At 29.9% G+C, this 19,786-nt stretch carries 21 protein-coding genes and 4 tRNA genes; 9 read left to right on the plus strand and 16 right to left on the minus strand.

Annotation, left to right across the window (positions count from 1 at the left end; all coding sequences use genetic code 11):
- Positions 1 to 6: 6 nt before the first annotated feature.
- Complete coding sequence (locus BGS40_RS08585) at positions 7 to 990, minus strand: MnmA/TRMU family protein (protein WP_002899699.1); 984 nt, start codon at positions 988 to 990, stop codon at positions 7 to 9.
- Between the two features lie 94 nt (positions 991 to 1,084).
- Between BGS40_RS08585 and BGS40_RS08590 the strand changes: the two genes are divergently transcribed.
- Positions 1,085 to 1,246, plus strand: coding sequence for a hypothetical protein (locus tag BGS40_RS08590; RefSeq protein WP_052782069.1), 162 nt, complete (start codon positions 1,085 to 1,087; stop codon positions 1,244 to 1,246).
- 3 nt (positions 1,247 to 1,249) lie between these two features.
- Positions 1,250 to 2,119: a hypothetical protein gene (locus BGS40_RS08595; RefSeq protein WP_096738623.1), complete on the plus strand. Its 870-nt coding sequence runs from the start codon at positions 1,250 to 1,252 to the stop codon at positions 2,117 to 2,119.
- Between the two features lie 12 nt (positions 2,120 to 2,131).
- Here the strand turns inward: BGS40_RS08595 and BGS40_RS08600 are convergent, their stop codons facing one another.
- Genes BGS40_RS08600 through exbB form a run of 3 tightly spaced genes read right to left on the minus strand, consistent with a single transcriptional unit; the run spans position 2,132 to position 3,619 of the window.
- Positions 2,132 to 2,815, minus strand: coding sequence for an energy transducer TonB (locus tag BGS40_RS08600; RefSeq protein WP_052817425.1), 684 nt, complete (start codon positions 2,813 to 2,815; stop codon positions 2,132 to 2,134).
- Positions 2,812 to 3,201, minus strand: coding sequence for a TonB system transport protein ExbD (gene exbD / locus BGS40_RS08605; RefSeq protein WP_002851470.1), 390 nt, complete (start codon positions 3,199 to 3,201; stop codon positions 2,812 to 2,814). The genes BGS40_RS08600 and exbD overlap by 4 nt, the downstream gene beginning before the upstream one ends.
- Complete coding sequence (exbB, locus tag BGS40_RS08610; protein WP_002851166.1) at positions 3,194 to 3,619, minus strand: TonB-system energizer ExbB; 426 nt, start codon at positions 3,617 to 3,619, stop codon at positions 3,194 to 3,196. Before exbB ends, exbD begins: the two co-directional genes overlap by 8 nt.
- A gap of 157 nt (positions 3,620 to 3,776) precedes the next feature.
- Here exbB and BGS40_RS08615 point away from each other — a divergent pair, with 157 nt between their 5' ends.
- The 4 genes from BGS40_RS08615 (at position 3,777) to BGS40_RS08630 (ending at position 7,891) form a co-directional block, all read left to right on the plus strand.
- A complete protein-coding gene (locus BGS40_RS08615) occupies positions 3,777 to 4,520 on the plus strand; it encodes a DUF4261 domain-containing protein (protein ID WP_052817423.1) in 744 nt (247 codons plus the stop codon).
- A gap of 65 nt (positions 4,521 to 4,585) precedes the next feature.
- Complete coding sequence (locus tag BGS40_RS08620; RefSeq protein WP_002843383.1) at positions 4,586 to 5,002, plus strand: PepSY-like domain-containing protein; 417 nt, start codon at positions 4,586 to 4,588, stop codon at positions 5,000 to 5,002.
- A 259-nt stretch (positions 5,003 to 5,261) separates the two neighbouring features.
- Positions 5,262 to 6,512, plus strand: a complete 1,251-nt coding sequence (locus tag BGS40_RS08625; RefSeq protein ID WP_002843382.1) for a serine/threonine transporter — start codon at positions 5,262 to 5,264, stop codon at positions 6,510 to 6,512.
- A 14-nt stretch (positions 6,513 to 6,526) separates the two neighbouring features.
- A complete protein-coding gene (locus tag BGS40_RS08630) occupies positions 6,527 to 7,891 on the plus strand; it encodes an L-serine ammonia-lyase (protein WP_002892094.1) in 1,365 nt (454 codons plus the stop codon).
- A gap of 7 nt (positions 7,892 to 7,898) precedes the next feature.
- Here the strand turns inward: BGS40_RS08630 and BGS40_RS08635 are convergent, their stop codons facing one another.
- The 7 genes from BGS40_RS08635 to BGS40_RS08665 all read right to left on the minus strand — a co-directional run bounded on the left by BGS40_RS08635 (position 7,899) and on the right by BGS40_RS08665 (position 10,806).
- Positions 7,899 to 8,420 carry a hypothetical protein gene (locus BGS40_RS08635; protein ID WP_002892096.1) on the minus strand — a complete coding sequence of 174 codons (522 nt, stop codon included), beginning with the start codon at positions 8,418 to 8,420 and terminating at the stop codon, positions 7,899 to 7,901.
- Positions 8,401 to 9,381 (minus strand): bifunctional diaminohydroxyphosphoribosylaminopyrimidine deaminase/5-amino-6-(5-phosphoribosylamino)uracil reductase RibD, encoded by a 981-nt coding sequence (gene ribD, locus BGS40_RS08640; RefSeq protein ID WP_096738624.1) that lies wholly within the window; start codon positions 9,379 to 9,381, stop codon positions 8,401 to 8,403. The genes BGS40_RS08635 and ribD overlap by 20 nt, the downstream gene beginning before the upstream one ends.
- A gap of 227 nt (positions 9,382 to 9,608) precedes the next feature.
- Positions 9,609 to 9,696: transfer RNA gene (locus BGS40_RS08645), tRNA-Ser, on the minus strand.
- A gap of 21 nt (positions 9,697 to 9,717) precedes the next feature.
- A tRNA-Cys gene (locus tag BGS40_RS08650) sits at positions 9,718 to 9,791 on the minus strand.
- Between the two features lie 18 nt (positions 9,792 to 9,809).
- A tRNA-Leu gene (locus BGS40_RS08655) sits at positions 9,810 to 9,898 on the minus strand.
- A 9-nt stretch (positions 9,899 to 9,907) separates the two neighbouring features.
- Positions 9,908 to 9,982 (minus strand) — tRNA-Gly (locus BGS40_RS08660).
- Positions 9,983 to 10,053: 71 nt separating this feature from the next.
- Complete coding sequence (locus BGS40_RS08665) at positions 10,054 to 10,806, minus strand: hypothetical protein (RefSeq protein ID WP_087691711.1); 753 nt, start codon at positions 10,804 to 10,806, stop codon at positions 10,054 to 10,056.
- Positions 10,807 to 10,878: 72 nt separating this feature from the next.
- Here BGS40_RS08665 and mutY point away from each other — a divergent pair, with 72 nt between their 5' ends.
- A complete protein-coding gene (mutY, locus tag BGS40_RS08670; RefSeq protein WP_096738625.1) occupies positions 10,879 to 11,898 on the plus strand; it encodes an A/G-specific adenine glycosylase in 1,020 nt (339 codons plus the stop codon).
- On the opposite strand, the gene BGS40_RS08675 is transcribed toward mutY, so the two are convergent.
- The gene (locus tag BGS40_RS08675) at positions 11,884 to 13,143 is read right to left on the minus strand and encodes an MFS transporter (RefSeq protein ID WP_096738626.1); all 1,260 of its coding nucleotides are present in this window, start codon (positions 13,141 to 13,143) and stop codon (positions 11,884 to 11,886) included. The genes mutY and BGS40_RS08675 overlap by 15 nt on opposite strands.
- Positions 13,144 to 13,309: 166 nt before the next feature.
- On the opposite strand from BGS40_RS08675, the gene BGS40_RS08680 reads away from it, so the two are divergent.
- Positions 13,310 to 14,167, plus strand: coding sequence for a radical SAM/SPASM domain-containing protein (locus BGS40_RS08680; protein ID WP_052782061.1), 858 nt, complete (start codon positions 13,310 to 13,312; stop codon positions 14,165 to 14,167).
- Here BGS40_RS08680 and BGS40_RS08685 read toward each other — a convergent pair.
- From BGS40_RS08685 to BGS40_RS08700, 4 genes are read right to left on the minus strand one after another with little or no spacing between them, the layout of a single operon-like run.
- Complete coding sequence (locus BGS40_RS08685; protein WP_052786600.1) at positions 14,164 to 14,970, minus strand: ABC transporter substrate-binding protein; 807 nt, start codon at positions 14,968 to 14,970, stop codon at positions 14,164 to 14,166. The two genes, BGS40_RS08680 and BGS40_RS08685, sit on opposite strands and share 4 nt — an antisense overlap.
- The gene (locus BGS40_RS08690; RefSeq protein WP_087691712.1) at positions 14,967 to 15,743 is read right to left on the minus strand and encodes an ABC transporter ATP-binding protein; all 777 of its coding nucleotides are present in this window, start codon (positions 15,741 to 15,743) and stop codon (positions 14,967 to 14,969) included. Before BGS40_RS08690 ends, BGS40_RS08685 begins: the two co-directional genes overlap by 4 nt.
- Complete coding sequence (locus BGS40_RS08695; protein WP_002851460.1) at positions 15,743 to 16,729, minus strand: FecCD family ABC transporter permease; 987 nt, start codon at positions 16,727 to 16,729, stop codon at positions 15,743 to 15,745. Before BGS40_RS08695 ends, BGS40_RS08690 begins: the two co-directional genes overlap by 1 nt.
- Positions 16,704 to 18,833, minus strand: a complete 2,130-nt coding sequence (locus BGS40_RS08700) for a TonB-dependent receptor (protein ID WP_096738627.1) — start codon at positions 18,831 to 18,833, stop codon at positions 16,704 to 16,706. Before BGS40_RS08700 ends, BGS40_RS08695 begins: the two co-directional genes overlap by 26 nt.
- A 193-nt stretch (positions 18,834 to 19,026) precedes the next feature.
- Here BGS40_RS08700 and BGS40_RS08705 point away from each other — a divergent pair, with 193 nt between their 5' ends.
- On the plus strand, positions 19,027 to 19,782 hold the full coding sequence (locus BGS40_RS08705; RefSeq protein ID WP_002856189.1) for a HugZ family heme oxygenase: 756 nt from the start codon (positions 19,027 to 19,029) through the stop codon (positions 19,780 to 19,782).
- Positions 19,783 to 19,786 lie beyond the last annotated feature (4 nt).

Raw genomic sequence — 19,786 nt, forward strand, 5'->3', positions numbered from 1 at the left:
TATACTTTAACTAATAAAAAATTGATTAATATCAGCCTTATTTTCAAAAGCTATGCTTGTATAAGCTTGATTTTTAAATTTAAGTTCATAGCTTTTTCCTGCTTCGTGTTTAGTATAGGTAAGGGCTATTTTTAAGGCAAGTTCTAAGTCTTTTTCTGAAATTTTTTCATCTACCAAAGAGTAAGCTCCGATTAAATCCCCAATTTCTATTGCTTCATATTTAGGAGTTTTTAAACCTTTTAAAAGAGTATTTTCAAGTTCATTTCTACCTATGATCATTTTAGCTCCATTGGGTAATCTTAAATGACGACCATATTTTAAAAGTTGTGCGTCATTAACCTGCATATCTTTGTCAAATTCTATGAAATCTCGAATTTTTTTAGCAAAACTATCAAGAGTTAGCAAGCAACCTCCACCTGGGCTTTCAAAGTCTTCTAAGCCAAATTTAGCTGCAAGTTCAAGTTGTCTTTTACGACTTCTTCCAATAATGCCTTCGAGTTTTTCTCTATCTACCCAACCTTCTCTTTCAGGTTTGGTTAGAGGTAGGTTTTTTGCACACATAGGACGCAAGATTAAATCTTCTTCATCAAGAGCAAGTTTTTTAACCTTTGCCATTGCATCACTTCTTTGACTCATAGGGCGTTGTCCTAAAACTTCTCCTGTGATGATAAAACTTGCATTTTCTTCTTTTAACATAGCAAGAGCAGTTTTAAACATAAAAGCATGACAATCTATACAAGGATTAAAATGTTTGCCATAGCCATATTGTGGATTAAAAAGCACTTCTTGAAGATAGGAATTTCTTACATCTATCATTTCAAAATCCGCACCTACCATTGCTGCACGCTTTTTCATGATTTCGCTTTTATCGCTTGTGCTTCCAAAGCCTATGTTGATATTTAGAGCTTTAACTTCTATGCCTTGTGCAGTGATGAGTTTCATTGCAAGCATACTATCAAGCCCACCGCTAAAAAGAGCTAATGCTTTCATTGATTCCTTTCTAAGAATATAAAATTTTTTAAGATTTTGTCGATTATAAAAGATATAATTTTAACTAAAAAATCTTTAAAATAAGGATTAGAAAGTGTTAAAAATAATTTTGGTTTTAAGCATTTTGAGTTCTTTTGCTTTTGCAAATTCTTGTACTAACTACGAGCAAGAACTTAAAAAGTGTAATTCTTTAAAAAATTCACATGAGAGAAAAATGTGTCGTTTAGGCTTATTTGCAAAATGTAAAAAAGGATAAATAATGAAAATCGATACTTCTGCTAGTTTGACTCATTCTTTAAATAATAATGTTGATAAAAAAGAGCTTAGCGTGTTAAAGAAAGAAGATCAAGATAAAATTCCCGTGCAAGATCTTTCGAGTTTAAATAGCGATGGTGTTAAGGTTGTTTTTGAAAATAAGCAAGGTGAACTTATAGCTTTAAATTTAAGCGATGAAAATTATAGTAGTTTACAAAAAAATTTTGGTTCTTATATGAATTATATTGCTAGAAATGATGGTAGTATAAGGCTTAATGGCGAAGCAAATCAATTTGTTTCAAATTGGTTTGAAAGTGTAAAAGATAATTTTGGTTCTTTAAATTCAAATTTAAATAATAAACAACAAAGTGTAAAATTAAATTTTAATACAAATACCCTTCAACAAAGTATGCAAAATTTAGGTTTTAAAACAAGCGATGAAAAAATATCTGATGATGCAAATATAGAAGAAAAATTAAATTTTTTTATTGATAAAGATGTAAATAAAGATGGTAAAGTTGATGATAGTGATGTTAAAGAACCTAGCATGAGAGAAATTTTAAGCGACATTAAAGAAGCATCAGGTAGTGGAGCTAGTGCTATGAAAACCATAGATCCGCAAAAAATCAATAAAAAAGATGATAAGGAAAATAATATCAAAGAAAAAGAAGACGAAGATTTGCTTCAAAAAGCCCAAGAAAAAGGTTTAAATGCTTTAAGTGCTAATGAGCAGGCAAAGCTTAAGGCAAGCAATCCTGAAGAATTTGAAAAACTGAAGCAAAAATCTTTGCAAGAATTAAGTCAGAATTTAAGTAAAGATTTTCAAAATAAAATTGAAAATCAAGAAGCGCAAATTGTAGATAAGAGAGTGTAGCAAATTATAATTTTATCCTCTTAGGGTTTTAAAATCATATATAATAGGTAGTGTAATTCTTAAATCCCCGTTATAGTATGGAAAATTTAAAGAAGCTTTTCTTATGCTTTCTAAAGCACTTTTATCTAATAAATCATATCCTGAGCTTTCTATGATTTTTAAATCTGCTAAAGTTTTGTTTTCTTTCCATAAAAATTCTACTTTTACAGTTCCTTGCATACGCATTTTTTTTGCTTGCCTTGGATAAAATTGTGCTTGTTGTATAGCTTTTTGAATTTCTTTTAATACAGGGTGATTATCTTTTCCTTGTGTTAATTGAGTGATCTTAGGTTTGACATTTATATCAGTTGTTTTTGCAAAAGTTTTAACTTCTTGAGTTGGTGCTATTGGGGTTTTATTTGGTATTGGGTGTGGGGGTGTTTTTTTTATCTTTTTTTGAATTTTTTCAGGAGTTTTTTTAATAACTTTTGGCTGAGGTTTTGGTTTGATAGGTTCTATAATGGATTCTGTTGGTTTGGTCTCATTTGTTGGATTGGTTTGGATAAATTGTTTTATTGCCAAAGAAAAAGAATCTTCATTTTTAATTTCCATTTTAAAAAAGTCATTCGAGTGAAAAATGACAAAAAGCAAAGGTATAAAGACTATAAAAGTTATATAAGAAGCTTGGTATTTATGATTTAAAAATAAAGTTTTCATTTGTTTTTCTCAGTAAGAATCTGAAAATTTTCATGTTCTTTGGCTTTTAAAAAATCTATAATTTTTACAAAGCTTTCAAATTTAGCATTTTTATCGCTTTTTAGTTCTACTATGGTTTTTTTATCAAGTGAAAAAATAGCATTTTGAACTTCATTTAAATCAGCTAATTTATCATTTAAATAAAAAGTATTTTTTTCGTCTATGGTTATAAGAAGTTTTTTTTCATTATTGCTTATATTGGTAGCATTTTCACTTGAAGGAAGTGAGATTTGAATTTTTCCATGCGCAATAAAGGTTGAAATACTAAGCACTATAGCAAGCAAAACAAGCATAATGTCTATAAATGGAACTATATTTAAACCTTCATTTTTTGGTAGTTTAAGCATTTTTATTTGCCTTATAAGCATTGCTTAAGAGGGAAACTTTTCTAAGTAAGGCATTATAAGCCATTAAAGCAGGAATAGCAACCAAAAGTCCTAAGGCTGTAGCTTTAAGAGCTAAAGAAAGTCCCACGACTATAGATTTGACATCTATATTGCCCGCCAAGCCCATTTCGTAAAATGTAACCATGATGCCTATTACAGTGCCTAAAAGTCCTATATAAGGGGCATTGGAATAGATGATATATATAGTGGTTAAATTTTCACTAATCGCATCATCAAATTGCTCTTGATTCTCATAATTTTTAAAGTTAATTTTTCTAAAAAATAGCATTCTTTCTACGACACACCAAAAAGCTATAAATGCCATAATTCCTAGAATTAAAAAGATAATTAAATCGATGTAATCTTTTAGAAATTCCACGTTTTTCTCCAAAAATATACTTATAAATTTTAAAAGATTATACTATATAAAAAATAAATTTATAATTAATATCAATTATCATAATTTTTAAGAAATTCTTGTTTATAGTATTTATTTTTATTAGGTTATAATTTATAAAAATTTAATAGGGTTTAACATGACTATAGATTTAAATCACAATTTTACCTCTTTTGTTCTTCTTGATGAAGTTGATTTTAATTTTTTGGAGTTAAAAAGCATTTTAGAAGATAAATTTAATATAAAAATAGCTGATGAAAATTTTACCAAAGAGGGCGTGATTTTTTCATATGAAAATATGTTAGTTACTCTAAATTTGATTAAAAATCCTATACCTAATCACGAAGCAGAATACTATGCAAATTTTAATTTTATGTGGAAAGATGCCTTAGAGCAAACTAAAAAACATAAAGCTCATCTTCTTATAGCGGTGCTAAGTCAAGATCAAAGCAAATTAGAACAAGCTAAAATGTTTACGAAAATTGCAGCTTTATGTTTGGATAATAAACATGCTTTAGGTTTTTATACAGGTGCAGTTGTTTTAGAGCCCAGTTTTTATATCGAAAATGCAAAAATGTTAGATGATAATCGCTTGCCGGTATATAATTGGATATATGTTAGTGTTTATCCTAGTGAAAATGGAGTTAATGCTTATACTTATGGGCTTAGAAATTTTGATAAATTAGAACTTGAAGTTTGTGATTTAAACATAGAAGAAAAAGAACTTTTCTTTTGTATTTATGATATTGTTTTGCATATTTTAACTTATGATATTAATCTAAAAGATAAAGATATTTTAAAATTTGAAGATGGAAAAGAAATAAAATTTATAAAAAGTCAAGGTATAAGTGTTGAGAATGAAAGCTTGAAAATTATTTTTTAAGTTTCACATTCACTTCACAGTTTTGAGTTAAACTTTCGCCAACCAAGACAAAAAAAGGAGAAATTATGAAAGCAAAACTAACTTTACTTGCTTTGTTGGGTACTACGGTGCTTTTAGCTAAAGATATGGTTGTTCCTGCTAGCGAACTTCCAAATAATGCCAAAGAATTTATTTCTAAAAATTTTAAAACCGCTCAAATTGGTTTGGTGAAAAAAGATATAGATTCTTATGATGTGATTTTAAATGATGGAACTGAAATTGATTTTATGATCAATGGAGAGTGGAAAGAAGTTGATGGAAAATATAAGGCTTTGCCACATACTATCTTACCTAATGTTATGAAAAAAGTGAGTGCAACTCAACCAAATGCTCAAATTCTTGAAGTAGACAAAGAAATTAATGGTTATAAATTTAAGTTTAATAACAATATGGAAGTTTATACAGATATGCAAGGAAATATCCTAGGTCAAAAATTAGATTAATTTTTGAAAATTTAACTCCCTTAGAAAATTTGATGCAAAAATTTGGAAGCATAGTCTTCCAAATTTTTATTTTTTGATTGCAAAACCCAAAATATATTTAGTTTTAAAATAATACTTTATTGATACAAGTGATTGTTTTTTTATAAAATTAAATTTACAAAATGTTACATAAGATTTAAAATATTTTTTTTAAAAAATAATTATTTATAAATATTTTGCTAAAATAAAAGAGATGTAATCTTAAATTTAAGGAAGAATAATGAATACTCCTAAATGGACTAGTCACGATACAAGGTGGGTTTTATCTCTTTTTGGAACAGCTATTGGAGCCGGCGTACTTTTGTTACCTATTAGTGCTGGGCTTGGTGGATTGATACCTTTGTTAGTTATACTTGTTTTAGCTTTTCCTATGACTTACTTAGCTCATAGAAATTTATGTCGCTTTGTGCTTTCAAGTTCTAATCCAAAAGATGATATTACTTTTGTTGCAGAAAGTTATTTTGGCAAGGGCGGTGGATTTTTAATTACACTTTTGTATTTTTTTGCTATTTTGCCTATTTTATTGGTTTATAGTGCTAATCTTACAACAACTTTGCTTGAGTTCTTAATTAATCAGTTCAATTTCAATGCAGATCTTACTCATGCTGCTCGTTGGTGGGTGAGTTTTTTGATTGTTGGAGTTTTGGTTTTGATTTCTATTCTTGGTGAAAATGTTGTAACAAAAGCAATGAGTTTTCTTGTTTTTCCTTTTATTATATTTTTATTTATTTTTTCATTGCTTTTAATTCCACAATGGAATTTATCGTTATTTGCAAATGTTGATTTTTCCGTAATTTCAACAAGTAATTTTTGGGTTACTTTATGGCTTGTTATTCCTGTGATGGTATTTAGTTTTAATCACTCTCCTATCATTTCTTCACTTGCTTGTTATTGTAAAAAAGAATATGGTGGTTATGCTGAACCTCGCGCTAGAAAAATTATTTCTTTGGCAATTATTCTTATGGTTTTTGTTGTAATGTTTTTTGTTTTTTCTTGTGCTTTAACCTTTACACCAGAAGATTTTGCATCAGCAAAAGATCAAAATATCAATATTCTTACTTTTATAGCAAATAAATTTCCTGAAGTTTCTTTACTAGCTTATGTTGGACCTATTGTTGCACTTGTGGCTATTAGCAAAAGTTTCTTAGGGCATTATCTTGGTTCTCAAGAAGGCTTAAATGGTATTTTATATAAAGCAAGTAATGGTAGAATTCAAGGTAAATTCGCTCAAACTTTAACAGCGATCATTACCTTTGCTATCGCGTGGTTTGTTGCGTATAAAAATCCAAGTGTTATAGGAATTATCGAGGCTATTGGTGGTCCTGTTTTGGCTATTTTGCTTTTCTTAATGCCGCTTTATTGTATTTATCGTTTTGATATTTTGGCAAGGTTTCGTAATAAATTTTTAGATCTTTTTGTTTTGGTAATGGGGATAGTTGCAATTTCTGCTGCAATTCATGATCTTTTATAAATTAAGGATAAAAAATGAGTAATTTAAGCATTTTTAAAATAGGTGTTGGCCCTTCTTCTTCTCATACTTTAGGGCCTATGCTTGCTGGAAATTTATTTTGTAAAAAAGTTGCTAAAAAGCTTGATGAAATTGATAGAGTTGAGGTTACTCTTTATGGTTCTTTGTCGTTAACAGGCAAAGGACACTTGAGTGATAAGGCTGTGATTTGGGGGTTAAATGGCTTAGAAGCTAAAAATTTAAGTGCGGCAATACAAGATGAAGTAAATAAAAATGCTATTGAAAATGCTCAAATTGATTTTTGTGGCGAGAAAAAACTTAGTTTTAATTATGAAAAAGATTTGATATTCTCTAAAGATTTTTTACCTTTACATGAGAATGGTATGAAAATTAAAGCTTATGATTGTAAAGGTGGGTTAGTTGATGAGGAAACTTATTATTCTGTAGGTGGAGGCTTTGTTTTAACAGCTGCGGAATTAGAAAAAAAGGGTAAAAATTCTAACCAAAATAAAAAGAAAAAACTAGATATAGAGCTTAATAACGCTAAAGAAGCTTTAGAGCTTTGCGATAAAAGAGATTGGGATTTGGCAGAGCTTTCTTATCGTTATGAATTGCAATTTCACACTAAAGAGGAAATTCGTGCTTATTGTCTTGAAATTTGGGAAGTGATGCAAGAAGTGTATTATAATGGTACGCACCCGAATGAAGATTATTTGCCTGGAAAACTTCATTTAAAGCGTAGAGCTAAAGGACTTAAAGAAAGAGTAGCGATGACAGCTGATCCTATGGGTATTATCGATTTTATTTCTTTATATGCTATTGCGATTGCTGAAGAAAATGCTAGCGGAGCAAAAGTCGTAACCGCACCAACAAATGGAGCATGTGCTGTTATCCCTGCTGTTATGCTTTATCTTAAAAATCATACTATAGGTTTTAGTGATGAAAAGGCTATAGAGTTTTTATTAACAGCAATGCTTATAGGTTCTTTTTATAAGAAAAATGCAAGTATTAGCGGAGCAGAAGCAGGTTGTCAAGCAGAAATTGGTAGTGCTAGTTCTATGGCAGCTGCGGCTATGGCAACAGTTTTAGGAGCTAATGCTTTTAAAGCATGTAATGCTGCTGAAATGGCAATGGAACATCATCTAGGTCTAACTTGCGATCCAGTTGCAGGACTTGTGCAAATTCCTTGCATAGAAAGAAATGCCTTTGGAGCCATTAAGGCTATAAGTGCTGCTAGAATGGCAATGACACGCAAATCCACTCCTATGGTAAGCCTTGATGAGGTTATAGAAACCATGTATGAAACAGGAAAAGATATGAATTATAAATATAAAGAAACTTCTTTAGGTGGTCTTGCTACAAATTTAAAAACAGTATGCTAAAGTGTTTTTACACTTTAGTGTATTTTTTCATTCTTTGACTTAAAAATTCTTTCATTTCTTCTTTGGAAAAACTTTTAAGAATGCGAATTTGCTTAAAAAGCAAGCCAAGATTGATTACTCCCATCACTAAAAGCAATAAGCAAATCATTAAAAAAAGAAGATCTATGGCTCCAAATTCATTAATCATAGCCAAACTTGCAAAAAATACACTCGCTAATAATAAAAAAAATAAAAGCAATATTTGTTTTAATTTTGCTTCATTAAAATTATCGCAATTTTGAGTGAAATTTCTAAAAAGTATGATCTTTTTACCCAAATTTGAAACTAAAATTTCATCATTTTCCTTAAATAAGTCTTCTTTTAAACTTTGATAAAAAAAGATTTCATTGTTTAAATTTAAATCATCTTTGTAGCTTGATAGGGTGTAGTCCTTGTAAAAAAAGGATTTTGATTCATTTTTCTTTTCTATTTTAAATAATCTTAAATCATTTCTCGCATAAAAAAATCCACTAAAGTTCATAAATGCCATAAGTATCACTCCCTAAAAAATTCCTGTAAAGTGGCTTGAAATTTAAAGGTATTGTAACATTTTTTTCATCATTTAAACTTGAACTTTGGAAAATCAAAAACATATCTATTTCATCTTTAAAGATTTTGAGAAAATTTTCTCCACCCTCATACATTAAAAATTTAGCTTCACTTGGAATTTGGGTATAAATTTGGCGGTTTGGAACTTTAAATAAAGGGATATTTTTATCAAAATTATCTATATTTTGACGGCTTAAGATACAAAGATTAGGCGCTTTTGCTTTGCAAAGCCTAGCATCTAATATAGGGCAATCTTTTCTTATGGTTTTTCCGCCGACTACAAGCAAATCAATCACCGCTCTAATTTCATGTGCATAAGTGCGACTTAGCTCATTGCTTACGATTTTGCCAAAAGGTGAGCCGTTCATAGAAAGGGCTAATTTAAAAAGTTTAAATTGCCCTTTTTGCCATTTTAAAAAAGGTTTTAAAAGTTTTTTTCCTTCTTCTTTAAGTATGTCAAATTCAACCTCTATACCTTGTTTTTTTAAAAATTCAGCCCCACCGCTTGCGATTTTATTTTCATCTTTAACGCTGATGAAAATTTTTTTAAAACCTAGCTCGCTAAAGAGTTTTGTACAAGGAGGTGTTTTTCCTTGATGAGAGCAAGGCTCAAGCGTTGCAAAAGCTATGCTATCTTTAAATACACCTTGATGGTTTTTGCAAATAAACTCATGTAAGGCGTTTGCTTCTTTGGGCAATGAAATTTCAGGTCTTAAGCTTTTAAAAGCATGAGCTATGGCATTAAGTTCTGCATGAGCCAATCCAGCTTTTTCATGAGCTTTTATGGCTAAAATTTTTTCATTTTTATCTAAGATTACACAGCCTACGGCCGGATTTGGATAGGTTAAAAACTGATATTTCCAAGCCTCATTTAAGGCTAAATTCATATAAAATTCTTTCATTTGCCTACCTTATATTTTAAAATTTGACATATTTTTAAAATTTTATATTTTTGTTTTAAGATAACAAATTCTAAATTTTCCATTTGTATTTCTTATTTTTAATTATATTAGCCATAGTTTTTCTAAGTTTTTTAGGATATAACGAAATAAGATTGAAGTATTATTTTTCATTTGTAGTATCCTTTAAATTAGGAATGATATAAGCTTGATAAACTAGAAAGTTTTGGTGGCCGGGAGAAAGGGATTCGAACCCCTGGAGGTGTGACCCTCAACGGTTTTCAAGACCGCCGCTTTCGACCACTCAGCCATCTCCCGATAAAGTAAAGTTTTGCCTTTTGGAGGCGACATCCGGATTCGAACCGGAGATCAAGGCTTTGCAGGCCCATGCCTTACCGCTTGGCTATGTCGCCCTGATAATGTTGAAAAAGTGGTGCCCGAGGCCGGACTTGAACCGGCACGGAAGAAAAATTCCGAGGGATTTTAAGTCCCTTGTGTCTACCAATTCCACCACCCGGGCGGGTGATTATGGAGCGGGAAACGAGATTCGAACTCGCGACCCCAACCTTGGCAAGGTTGTGCTCTACCCCTGAGCTATTCCCGCATAAATTTCTGAAAGAATTGAAGATAAAAGTATAGCAAAATAAACTTAAAAGGAGTTTATTTTGCTATAAGTTATTTGCAAATAAATAAAGCTTTTGCATTTAAAATTTGTTCTTTTTCGCTGATAATTGGAGATGAAAGTTCTATATTGTCAGATTTCGCATTTAGCATTCTAGGTGCAATATTGGCATTTGTATTTACTTGTAAATTTTTCAATATACAAGTTTTATTAAGATCTAAAGAGTAAGTTTTTTCATATTCGTATGATGTTTTTAAAAGCTCTTTGTAAAGATTTTCTTTGTTGTTGTTTAGTGTATCTTTTGAAAATCTTGTTTGTATGGCTGGTGTTGAAACGCTAATGAAATTATTTTTAGCTATGATAGAATTGATGTCATTTAAAAGCTTGTTAAAATCTGCAAGTTGATTTTCTTTAAATTCACATTCTAAATTCGCATTAAATCTTTGACCTTTTGGAGTTTGTATACCATCTTTGTAGGAAAAATTAGGTTCTAAAGAAAAACTTCCTCCGCTACAAAAATTTTCTTTTTTTGAGCGTTCTAAAATTTGATTGAAAGTATTTGTGATTTCGGCTTTTTCACTATTGTCTAATGTGATTTTTGAACTTAAATTTTCATTTGCCCAAAAATTAATATTTGCATATAAAATATCGGGTTTTAGCGTATTGCTTACTTCTATATTTCTTGAAAAATATAAATCATGATTAGAGTCTTTTTTGCCTAAAAATTCTACATTAAAAACTACTCCTGCAACAAAAAGTAATAAACATAAAAAACCTACACCTAAACCTTTAAAAAAAGCTAACATGGATATCCTTAATAATTTAATTTGAGCTAATTTTAGCAAAAAATTTTAAAATTTTTTGTTATACTCTCATTTATGCAAAAAAAAGAGCTTGAAAAACTACAAGAAAATTTACTTCTTTGGTATGAAAAAAATGGACGCAAAACTTTGCCTTGGCGTAATTTACAAAGTCAAAATTGTGATGAAAGTTTAAAGCATATTGATAGAGCTTATGGGGTTTATATCAGCGAAATTATGCTTCAGCAAACTCAAGTTAAATCAGTTTTAGAAAGGTTTTATTCCCCCTTTTTGCAAAAATTTCCTACTTTAGAAAGTTTGGCTAATGCTAATGAAGACGAGCTTTTAAAGGCTTGGCAAGGACTTGGTTATTACACTCGTGCTAGAAATTTAAAAAAGGTAGCTTTAGAATGCGTGGATAAGTTTGGGGCTAAATTACCTAAAGAAGTTGAGGATCTAAAAAAATTAAGTGGTATAGGAGCTTATACAGCAGGCGCTATAGCTTGTTTTGGCTACGATCAAAAGGTTTCTTTTGTTGATGGCAATATACGCCGTGTGCTTTCTCGTCTTTTTGCTTTGGAAAATCCTAGCATGAAAGAACTTGAAAAAAGAGCTAAAGAGCTTTTAAATTTAAATCATGCCTTTGATCACAACCAAGCTTTGCTTGATATAGGGGCTTTGGTTTGTGTGGGTAAAAATGCAAAGTGTGGGATTTGTCCTTTGTATGATTTTTGTCAAGGCAAATTTAATACAGAGTTTTATCCAAGAGCTAAAAAAATACTTTATGAGAGTTTAAATTTAAATCTTTTTTTGTTTGAATTTAATAAAAAATTTGCGATACAGAAAAGCCAAGATAAGCTTTATAAAGGTATGTATAATTTTCCTTTTTTTAAAGAAGGAGAATATAAACTTTCTAAAGATATGAGTTTTGTAGGGGAGTTTAAGCACGGCTATACTAAGTATAAACTTAATATCAAGGTTTATTATCAAATTTTAAATAATGAAAATAAAAATTATGAATTTCAAACCTTAAAAGAGTTAGAAAGTACCGCACTTTCGGTACTTTCTTTAAAAGCGTTAAAATTAATTAAGCTCTGATTTTTTAGGCAAACACAAAGTAGCTATAAGCATGATGATTGTAAAAATAGCTATATAGATAAAAAAGCCATTTTCTATACCTGCATTTTTAAATTGTAAAGCAACCCAAGGAGCAGATCCTCCAAAAACAGCATTTGAAATAGCATAACCCAAACCTGTACCTAAAGCTCTTACATGTTCAGGAAAAAGTTTTGCTTTAAAAATCCCAGCAACTGAAGTATAAAAACTTAAAATAACAAACAATAATACCACCAACATAAATGTCAAAGAAGGATTATTTTGTGCGTTATTGGCTATAAGTGAAAAAATAGGATAAATTCCTACTAATGCCAAAATACAAAATACAATTAAAGATCGTTTGTGACCTATTTTATCTCCTATATATCCAAAAAGAGGTTGAATGATCATTAGTATAAATAAAGCACCTAAGAAAAGATTATTAACAAGCATTTTATCCATACCCGTATTTTCCATAAAAGTTTTAGTATAAGTTGTAATAGTATAAAAAGCTAAAGAACCTCCAGAAGTAACCCCAAGCACCATTAAAAAAGGTTTCCAAGATTTGCATAATGCTTTTAAAGTACCACGATCTTCATGCTGGCGAAGTTTTGTAGCACTTTCATTCATCATTTTTCTTACAAAAAGCGAGCCTAGTGCTAAAATTCCGCCTATTACAAAAAGTATTCTCCAAGCATAATCTTTCACATCATCAATGCTAAAAAATAAAAACATTATACTAATGCTTGCAACGGCCAAAAGTTGACCACCTATTAGGGTTACATACTGAAAAGATGAGTAAAAACCGCGTTTTCCTTCTGTAGCAAGTTCTGAAAGATAAGTAGCTGCTATGCCATACTCCCCACCTACACTAAGACCTTGAATGAGTCTTGCTATTAAAAGTAAGATAATAGCAAGATCGCCCACTGTATCTTTGCTTGGTAAGGCTGCTATCATAAAAGAGCCCAAAGCCATTAAAACCACTGATATAACCATAGATTTCTTACGACCTACTTTATCAGCTAAAGAGCCAAAAAGCCAAGAGCCTATAGGACGCATAAAAAATCCTGCTGCAAAAACCCCAAAGGCATTGATTTGCTGGATAACAGGATTATCTGAAGTTGAAAAAGTATGAGCAAAATAAGTTGCTGTAAAAGCATAGATATAAAAGTCAAACCACTCTACTAAATTTCCACTACTTGCAGCAATAATAGAGCGAATTTTTTTCGTGCAAGTAAGCTCTTGCATAAACCCTTCCTTCATTTTAGATTTTTATTTAAGTATAGTGTGATTTTTGTTTAATATATTTAAAAATAAAGAAGAGAAATAAAAAAGATAAAAATATTGATAAAAATGTTACATATTTTTAATAAATTTCATAAATTTTGGTAAAATGTTTACTCTAGGAAATATAATGAAATTTAAAAAAATATATATAGAATTAAGTGATATTTGTGGTTTAAAATGTGATTTTTGTCCTTCTCAAAAAGGAATTCGCGGGGTAATGAGTGAAGAAAAATTTCAAAACTTAGCTCATAAAATTTCTAATAAAGCTGAGCTTTTTACCTTTCATCTTTTGGGTGATCCTTTGCTTTTACCTAATTTGGAAAATTATCTAAAAATCGCAAAAGGTGAAGCTATGAAACTTGAAATCACTACAAGTGGCTTTTATCTAAATTCTAAAAATCAAGCTTTATTGTTAGGGTATGAGAATATCCATCAAATCAATATTTCTTTAATGTCTTTTTTAAGTCAAAGCAAAATTTCTTTAGAACAGTATTTTAAGCCTATTTTAGAACTTTGCAAAAAGCATTTAGAGCAAAAAAGCCTTTCTTTTATCAATCTAAGACTTTGGAATTTAGATGCTAATTTTAAGGCACCTAAGTCAAATTTAAAAATTTATGAGTTTTTAGCCAAAGAATTTGAAGCCAAGATCAATGCAAGCTTAAGTAAAAATCGCTTGCAAAGACATATTTTGCTTCATCAAAATAAACTTTTTAAATGGCCAAATTTAAAAGATAAACCCCTTTATAAAAAAGGAAAATGCCATGCTTTAAAAGAGCAAATTGGGATTTTAAGTGATGGAAGTTTAGTGCCTTGCTGTTTGGATACTAAAGCAGATATTAACTTGGGAAATGTTTTTGAAAATAACTTTGATAAGCTTTTTAAATCACCGCGTATAAAGATGATGAAAAAAGCTTTTGAAGAAGATAAACGCATAGAAAAACTTTGTCAAACTTGCGAATTTTTTAAAGCAAGATTGAGTGATTAAAAATTGTTATTTTCTAGCTTTGTTTTAAATTCTTGAATTCTATCTATTATCTTAGGACTAAGACGTAATAATATATGTGTATCTTTGTTAAAATAAATACTTCCTGTTTTAACTGCTTTGGTATTTTTCAATAAAGCATTTGTATCTAAAAGATTATTTTTGGCATCCATTCCAAGAATGAGTATGTCTGGATTTTGTTTAAGTATGTATTCTGCTGATATAACAGGTCTTGAAATTCGACTTTGCGGACTTAAATTTTTAATCCCTATGAGTCTTAAAATATCAGCTATTAAAGAATTATCATTAAAGGCCATTAAAGGGTTGCTAGAATAGAGATAAATCGCACTTTTATTTAAGGGTTTATCACTTAATTTTTTTAAATTTTGAGCAAATTCTTGTTTTAAAAGCTCTGCTTCTTTTTCTTTTTTGGTGATTTGGCCTAAGGTTGTGATATTTTTTGTTATATCTTCTAAACGCTCGGCTTTTAAATTGATACTTTTGATACCAAAATTTTTAAGTCCTTCTTCTAAATTTAAAGAATAAGAGCTTAAAATCACCAAACTTGGTTTTAATGCTACTATTTTTTCAAGCGAAGGATTTGAAAAAGTACCTACGCTTGTAAGTTTTGAGGTTTGATCTTTGGGATAGATATTTGAGTGTTGCAAATTGGCAATGCCTACGATTTGATCCTTAGCCTTAAGCATAAAAAGGGTTTCTATGCTTGCAGGATCAAGCACTACAAGGCGTTCTTTTGCATTTAGTGTGATTAAAAACAAACTTATAATAATTAAAATTTTTTTCATTTTTTCTCCTTTAAAGCTAAAATATAAGGTTTAGAATTTTTATAAATAATCTCGCAGTTTAAATCATAAATTTCTTTTAAAATTTCTTGAGTAAAAAGCTCTTTGATCGTTCCAAAATACTTTATTTCCCCTTCTTTTAAAAAAAGGATTTTATCACAAAACATAGAAGCTAAATTTAAATCATGTAAGATAGCAACAATGGCAATATTTTTTTCTTTAACCAGTTTTTCGCAAAGACTTAAAAGCTCTATAGCATAGTTTAAATCAAGGGCTGAAGTGGGTTCATCTAAAAAAAGAATTTTTGGCTTTTTAAGCAAAGCTCTTGCTAAAAGCATTCTTTGAAATTCACCCCCACTTAAAGAAAGTATGTTTCTTTCTAGAAAATTTTCTAGTCTTAAATCCTTAGCAAATTCTTTAATTTCTAAAATATCTTCTTTAGAATAAGAACTAAAAGCGTGTTTTAAATTCGCATATTTGCTCATTAAAAGCACATCGATGACTTTTAAAGGGGTGTTTAATTCTGATTTTTGAGGCACAAATCCGCAAATTTTGGCAAATTCTTTAAGAGAAAAATCCTTGATATTTGTGTTAAAAAGACTTATCACTCCTTTATTTGGACTTAAATTTTTAAGTATAAGTTTTAAAAGAGTGCTTTTGCCTGAGCCATTTGGCCCTAAAATTCCTATAAAAGCTTGGTTTTTAAGTTCTAAATGAATATTTTTTAGTAAATCTTTTTGGTGATAAGCAAAGCTTAAATTATGTATTTTTAGCATTATAAAAATCTCCTAGCGCTTAAAGCTAAGTATAAAAAAATAGGAGCTCCAAAAAATGCAGTTAAAATTCCAATCGGAATTTGCACAGGAGCTAAAAGAGTTCTTGCTAAAGTATCACAAATAAGTAAAAATAATCCTCCAAATGCTGTACATAAAGGGATAACTAAGGCATTATTATAATTTTTAAGCAAAAGTCTTATAGTATGAGGAATGATGAGTCCAACAAAGCCTATAAGTCCGCTAAAAGCAACCGCAAAAGATACAGCCAAGGATGAGACAATGAGTAAATTTATCTTTAATTTTTGAGCATTTACCCCTAGATTTCTAGCTTCATCATCTCCGCTTAAAAGTATGTTTAATTCGTTTTTATGAGCGTAAAAATAAAACAAACAAAAAATTAAAGGCAAGATTAAAATTCCCACACGAAACCAAGAAGCATTGCCTATATTTCCCATAAGCCAAGCGACTATTTTAAAAGAATCCTCGCCTATAAGATAAGTGAAAAAAGAAGTAAAAGCCCCTAAAAAAGATGAAGCTGCTATGCCGATAATGAGTAAAGTTGCTATAGAAGCTTTAGAAGAAATTTTAAAAACTCCTAGGGCAAAAAAGGCAGAGCAAACAAAACCTAAAATTCCATAATAATAATCATTCAATTTTAACAAATACGCCAAAACCGCTCCAAAGGTTGCCGCAGAAGCTATACCTATGATATAAGGATCAGCTATAGGATTTGAAAATACATTTTGAGTGATAGCCCCACTACTAGCTAAAAGCATACCGATTAAAATCGCCATTATAATCCGTGGTAAGCGTCCATCTATGATTATTTGTCTTAAAATTTCATCTTGGCTAAAGATATATGAAAAAAGCTCTTTTGGATTTAAATTCTCATCTCCTAAGCAAAGTGCTGTAAAGGAAGCGATTATATAAGCTACCAAAAGCCCTATAATCACTAAAATTTTAGAATGTGTATTTAAATTCAACATAGTAGTTTCTGCCATTTCCAACTAGGTATTGATCATTTATACTGTCTTGATAGGTGTAGTATCTTTTATCGAAAAGATTGCGAATTCCTGCTAAAATTTGTAATTTTTTATAATTATATTTCATGCCAATATCTGTTAAAAAATAATCCCTTATCCAAGAATTTTTAGACATTTTTCCTGTATTTTCATCTATAGTTCCACCATCTTTTGCTCTAGAAAAATAGGTTAAATCAATAAAATTTGAGAAATTTTTATTCCAAGCGTATTCAATCCCAGCTGTGGCTTTGATTTTTGAAACATAAGGAATTCTCATGCCGTCATTAACACCTTTAGAAATTTTAGCATCAAGATAAGTTAGACTTTCTCTAAAGATTAAATCATCATCTAAAAAATTTTGACTCAGGCTTAATTCTACTCCTAAACGGCGAGTTTGATCTATATTATAATATTTCCACCAAGATCCACTAGTAGAATGAGGGTTTCCAAGATAAGAAATTTCATCTTTGCTTAGGGTGTAAAATAAAGTTAGATTAAAGCCGTAAAAATTCCACCAAAAATCATCAATACCTAGTTCAAAGGTATCAAAGATCTCAGGATTTAAATTTGCAGAATAATACTTTTGTGAATTTTTATCCTTGTTGACAAATTGTGCTGGATTTGGAGAGACAAAACCTCTTTCGTATTTGATATAAAGCTTTCCTGTGTCTGAGTATTTAAAATTTGGAGTGATTTCAAAAGCAAAATTATTGGCGTTTTTATTGGTATCAAAAAGTGTTGTTGAGTCTATGATAGTAGGCGATGGGGGTCTTCCGTTCATACTCATTTCATTTCTATAAGATCTATCGGTATTATAAGAGCTAAATTCATATCTAGCTCCACCGGATAAAGTAAAAAATTCATTAAAATTATGAGAATCAAGAGCAAAAATAGAATGGCTTTGTTTAGTCATATCCATTAAAGTTGTCATCCTGTGATAATTTATGACACTTGGAACGCTATAATACACCAAACTCTTTCTTTTTGCATCATGGTTTGCAAATTCATAACCAAAAATAAAATAAGAATTATTTGCATAATTTAGTTTGTTTTTTAAACTTATCCCTGTAAGTGTGTCTTCAAAACCACTTCCATTTTGATATACAGGAAGACTCATATTCATGTAGCTCATTGTAGAAACATCTTTTAGATAATTGATCTTTTGATTTTGCCAAAAAGCTTCTAGGTTAAATTCCCATATATCATCAAAATAGTAATGATAATCCAAAGAAATTTCAGGGCGATTGATTTGTGTGATATTGTCACTATTGCCTTTTTGAGTTGTATCGCTTTGAGCTTGTGCTTTTGTTAGATAGCCACTGCTGGTATTTTTGCTTTTAAAATAATTATACCCCAAAGTTAAATCGCTATTATCATTGATATCAATATAGGTTTTTGTGTTGATAAAATAACCTTTTTCATTATAACCTTCTTGATATCCATCAAGGTTAAAACTTTGTATATCAAAGCTAAAATCTAAATTTTCATTTATTTGTTTGGCGCCATTGATACCTAAATTTCCACTTAGTCCACCATGATCATAAGCATTGCTTTTTAAATTTATAGCAAAAGCATCTGATTTTTGTTTTTTTGTAATGATATTAATCACGCCCCCTCTAGTACCACTTCCATAAAGCACAGATCCACCCCCAGGTATGATTTCTATGCGTTCTACATTATCTAAATTGATACTATCTAGCGGGGTTACACCATGGGAATTATCAAGAACATTAATAGCATGCCCATCAATCATAACTTTTACAGCTATATTGGATTTATTTCCTTGTCCACGCATATCTATATTGCGTCCAAGTCCAAAATTTACAAAACTAATGCCCGAAATTCTTTCTAAGGCTTGTTCTAAGGAAACATAACCTTTATTTTGTAGATCTTTGCCTTCTATGCTGATTACATTGCGTAAATTTGAATCCGCATCTTGTTCAAAACCTGTTGTACTAACAACAACTTTTTGTAGATTGATAGCTTTATTTGATTCTTGTGCATTTAAATTAGTTATTAGCAATAATGCAAATAAAGATAATTTAAAAGCTTTTTTATTTGGGTGCAAATTTTACTCCTTAAATAAAATAAATAATGATAATTTATATCATAATAATTTAGAAATAAATTTATCCTTTATTAACTTAATCTAGTATAAATTTTTGTTAAAATAGATAATTTATATATTTTAAGTGCTTTTTAATTTGATAATTGATACCATTTTTTTTAATATTTTATTTTAAAATCAAGAAAGGATAAAAATGAATTTTGAAAGCATTATTTCTCATATGAATGATCATCATAAATCAAATTTAGTCGATCTTTGTAAAAAATTTGGTGGTATTGAGCAAGTACAAGATGTTTTTCTAAAAAGTGTTGATTTTAATGGCTTAGATCTTGTTTACAATGATAAAGAAAATTTACGAGTGGAATTTCCCAAAAAAGCCGATGAAAACACGATTAAAGATGCTATAATATCCCTTTGCATGAGTGCAAAGAGCGAGCAAAATTTTAGTGGCGTAGAAAAAGAATTAAATGAATTTATGCTAAGTTTTAATTCTGTAGCTTTGGCAACTTTAAATGCAAATGGAGAAGTTGTTTGCTCGTATGCACCTTTTGTAAGCACACAATGGGGAAATTATATTTATATAAGTGAAGTAAGCGAACATTTTAACAACATCAAAGTAAATCCAAACAATATAGAAATAATGTTTTTAGAGGATGAGAGTAAAGCCGCTTCTGTGATACTTCGCAAAAGATTGCGCTATAGAGTAAATGCAAGCTTTTTAGAGAGAGGTGAAAGATTTGATCAAATTTATGATGAGTTTGAAAAACAAACCGGAGGAGAAGGAGGCATTAAAACTATACGCAAGATGCTTGATTTTCATCTAGTAAAGCTTGAATTTAAAAAAGGACGCTTTGTAAAAGGTTTTGGTCAAGCTTATGATATAGAAAATGGAAATGTTACACATGTAGGTGCTAGTGGAAATCCACATAAATTCCTACATAAGCATTAATTTA

The organism is Campylobacter sp. 107 (assembly GCF_002383835.1).
GTDB classification, from domain to species: Bacteria; Campylobacterota; Campylobacteria; order Campylobacterales; family Campylobacteraceae; genus Campylobacter_D; species Campylobacter_D jejuni.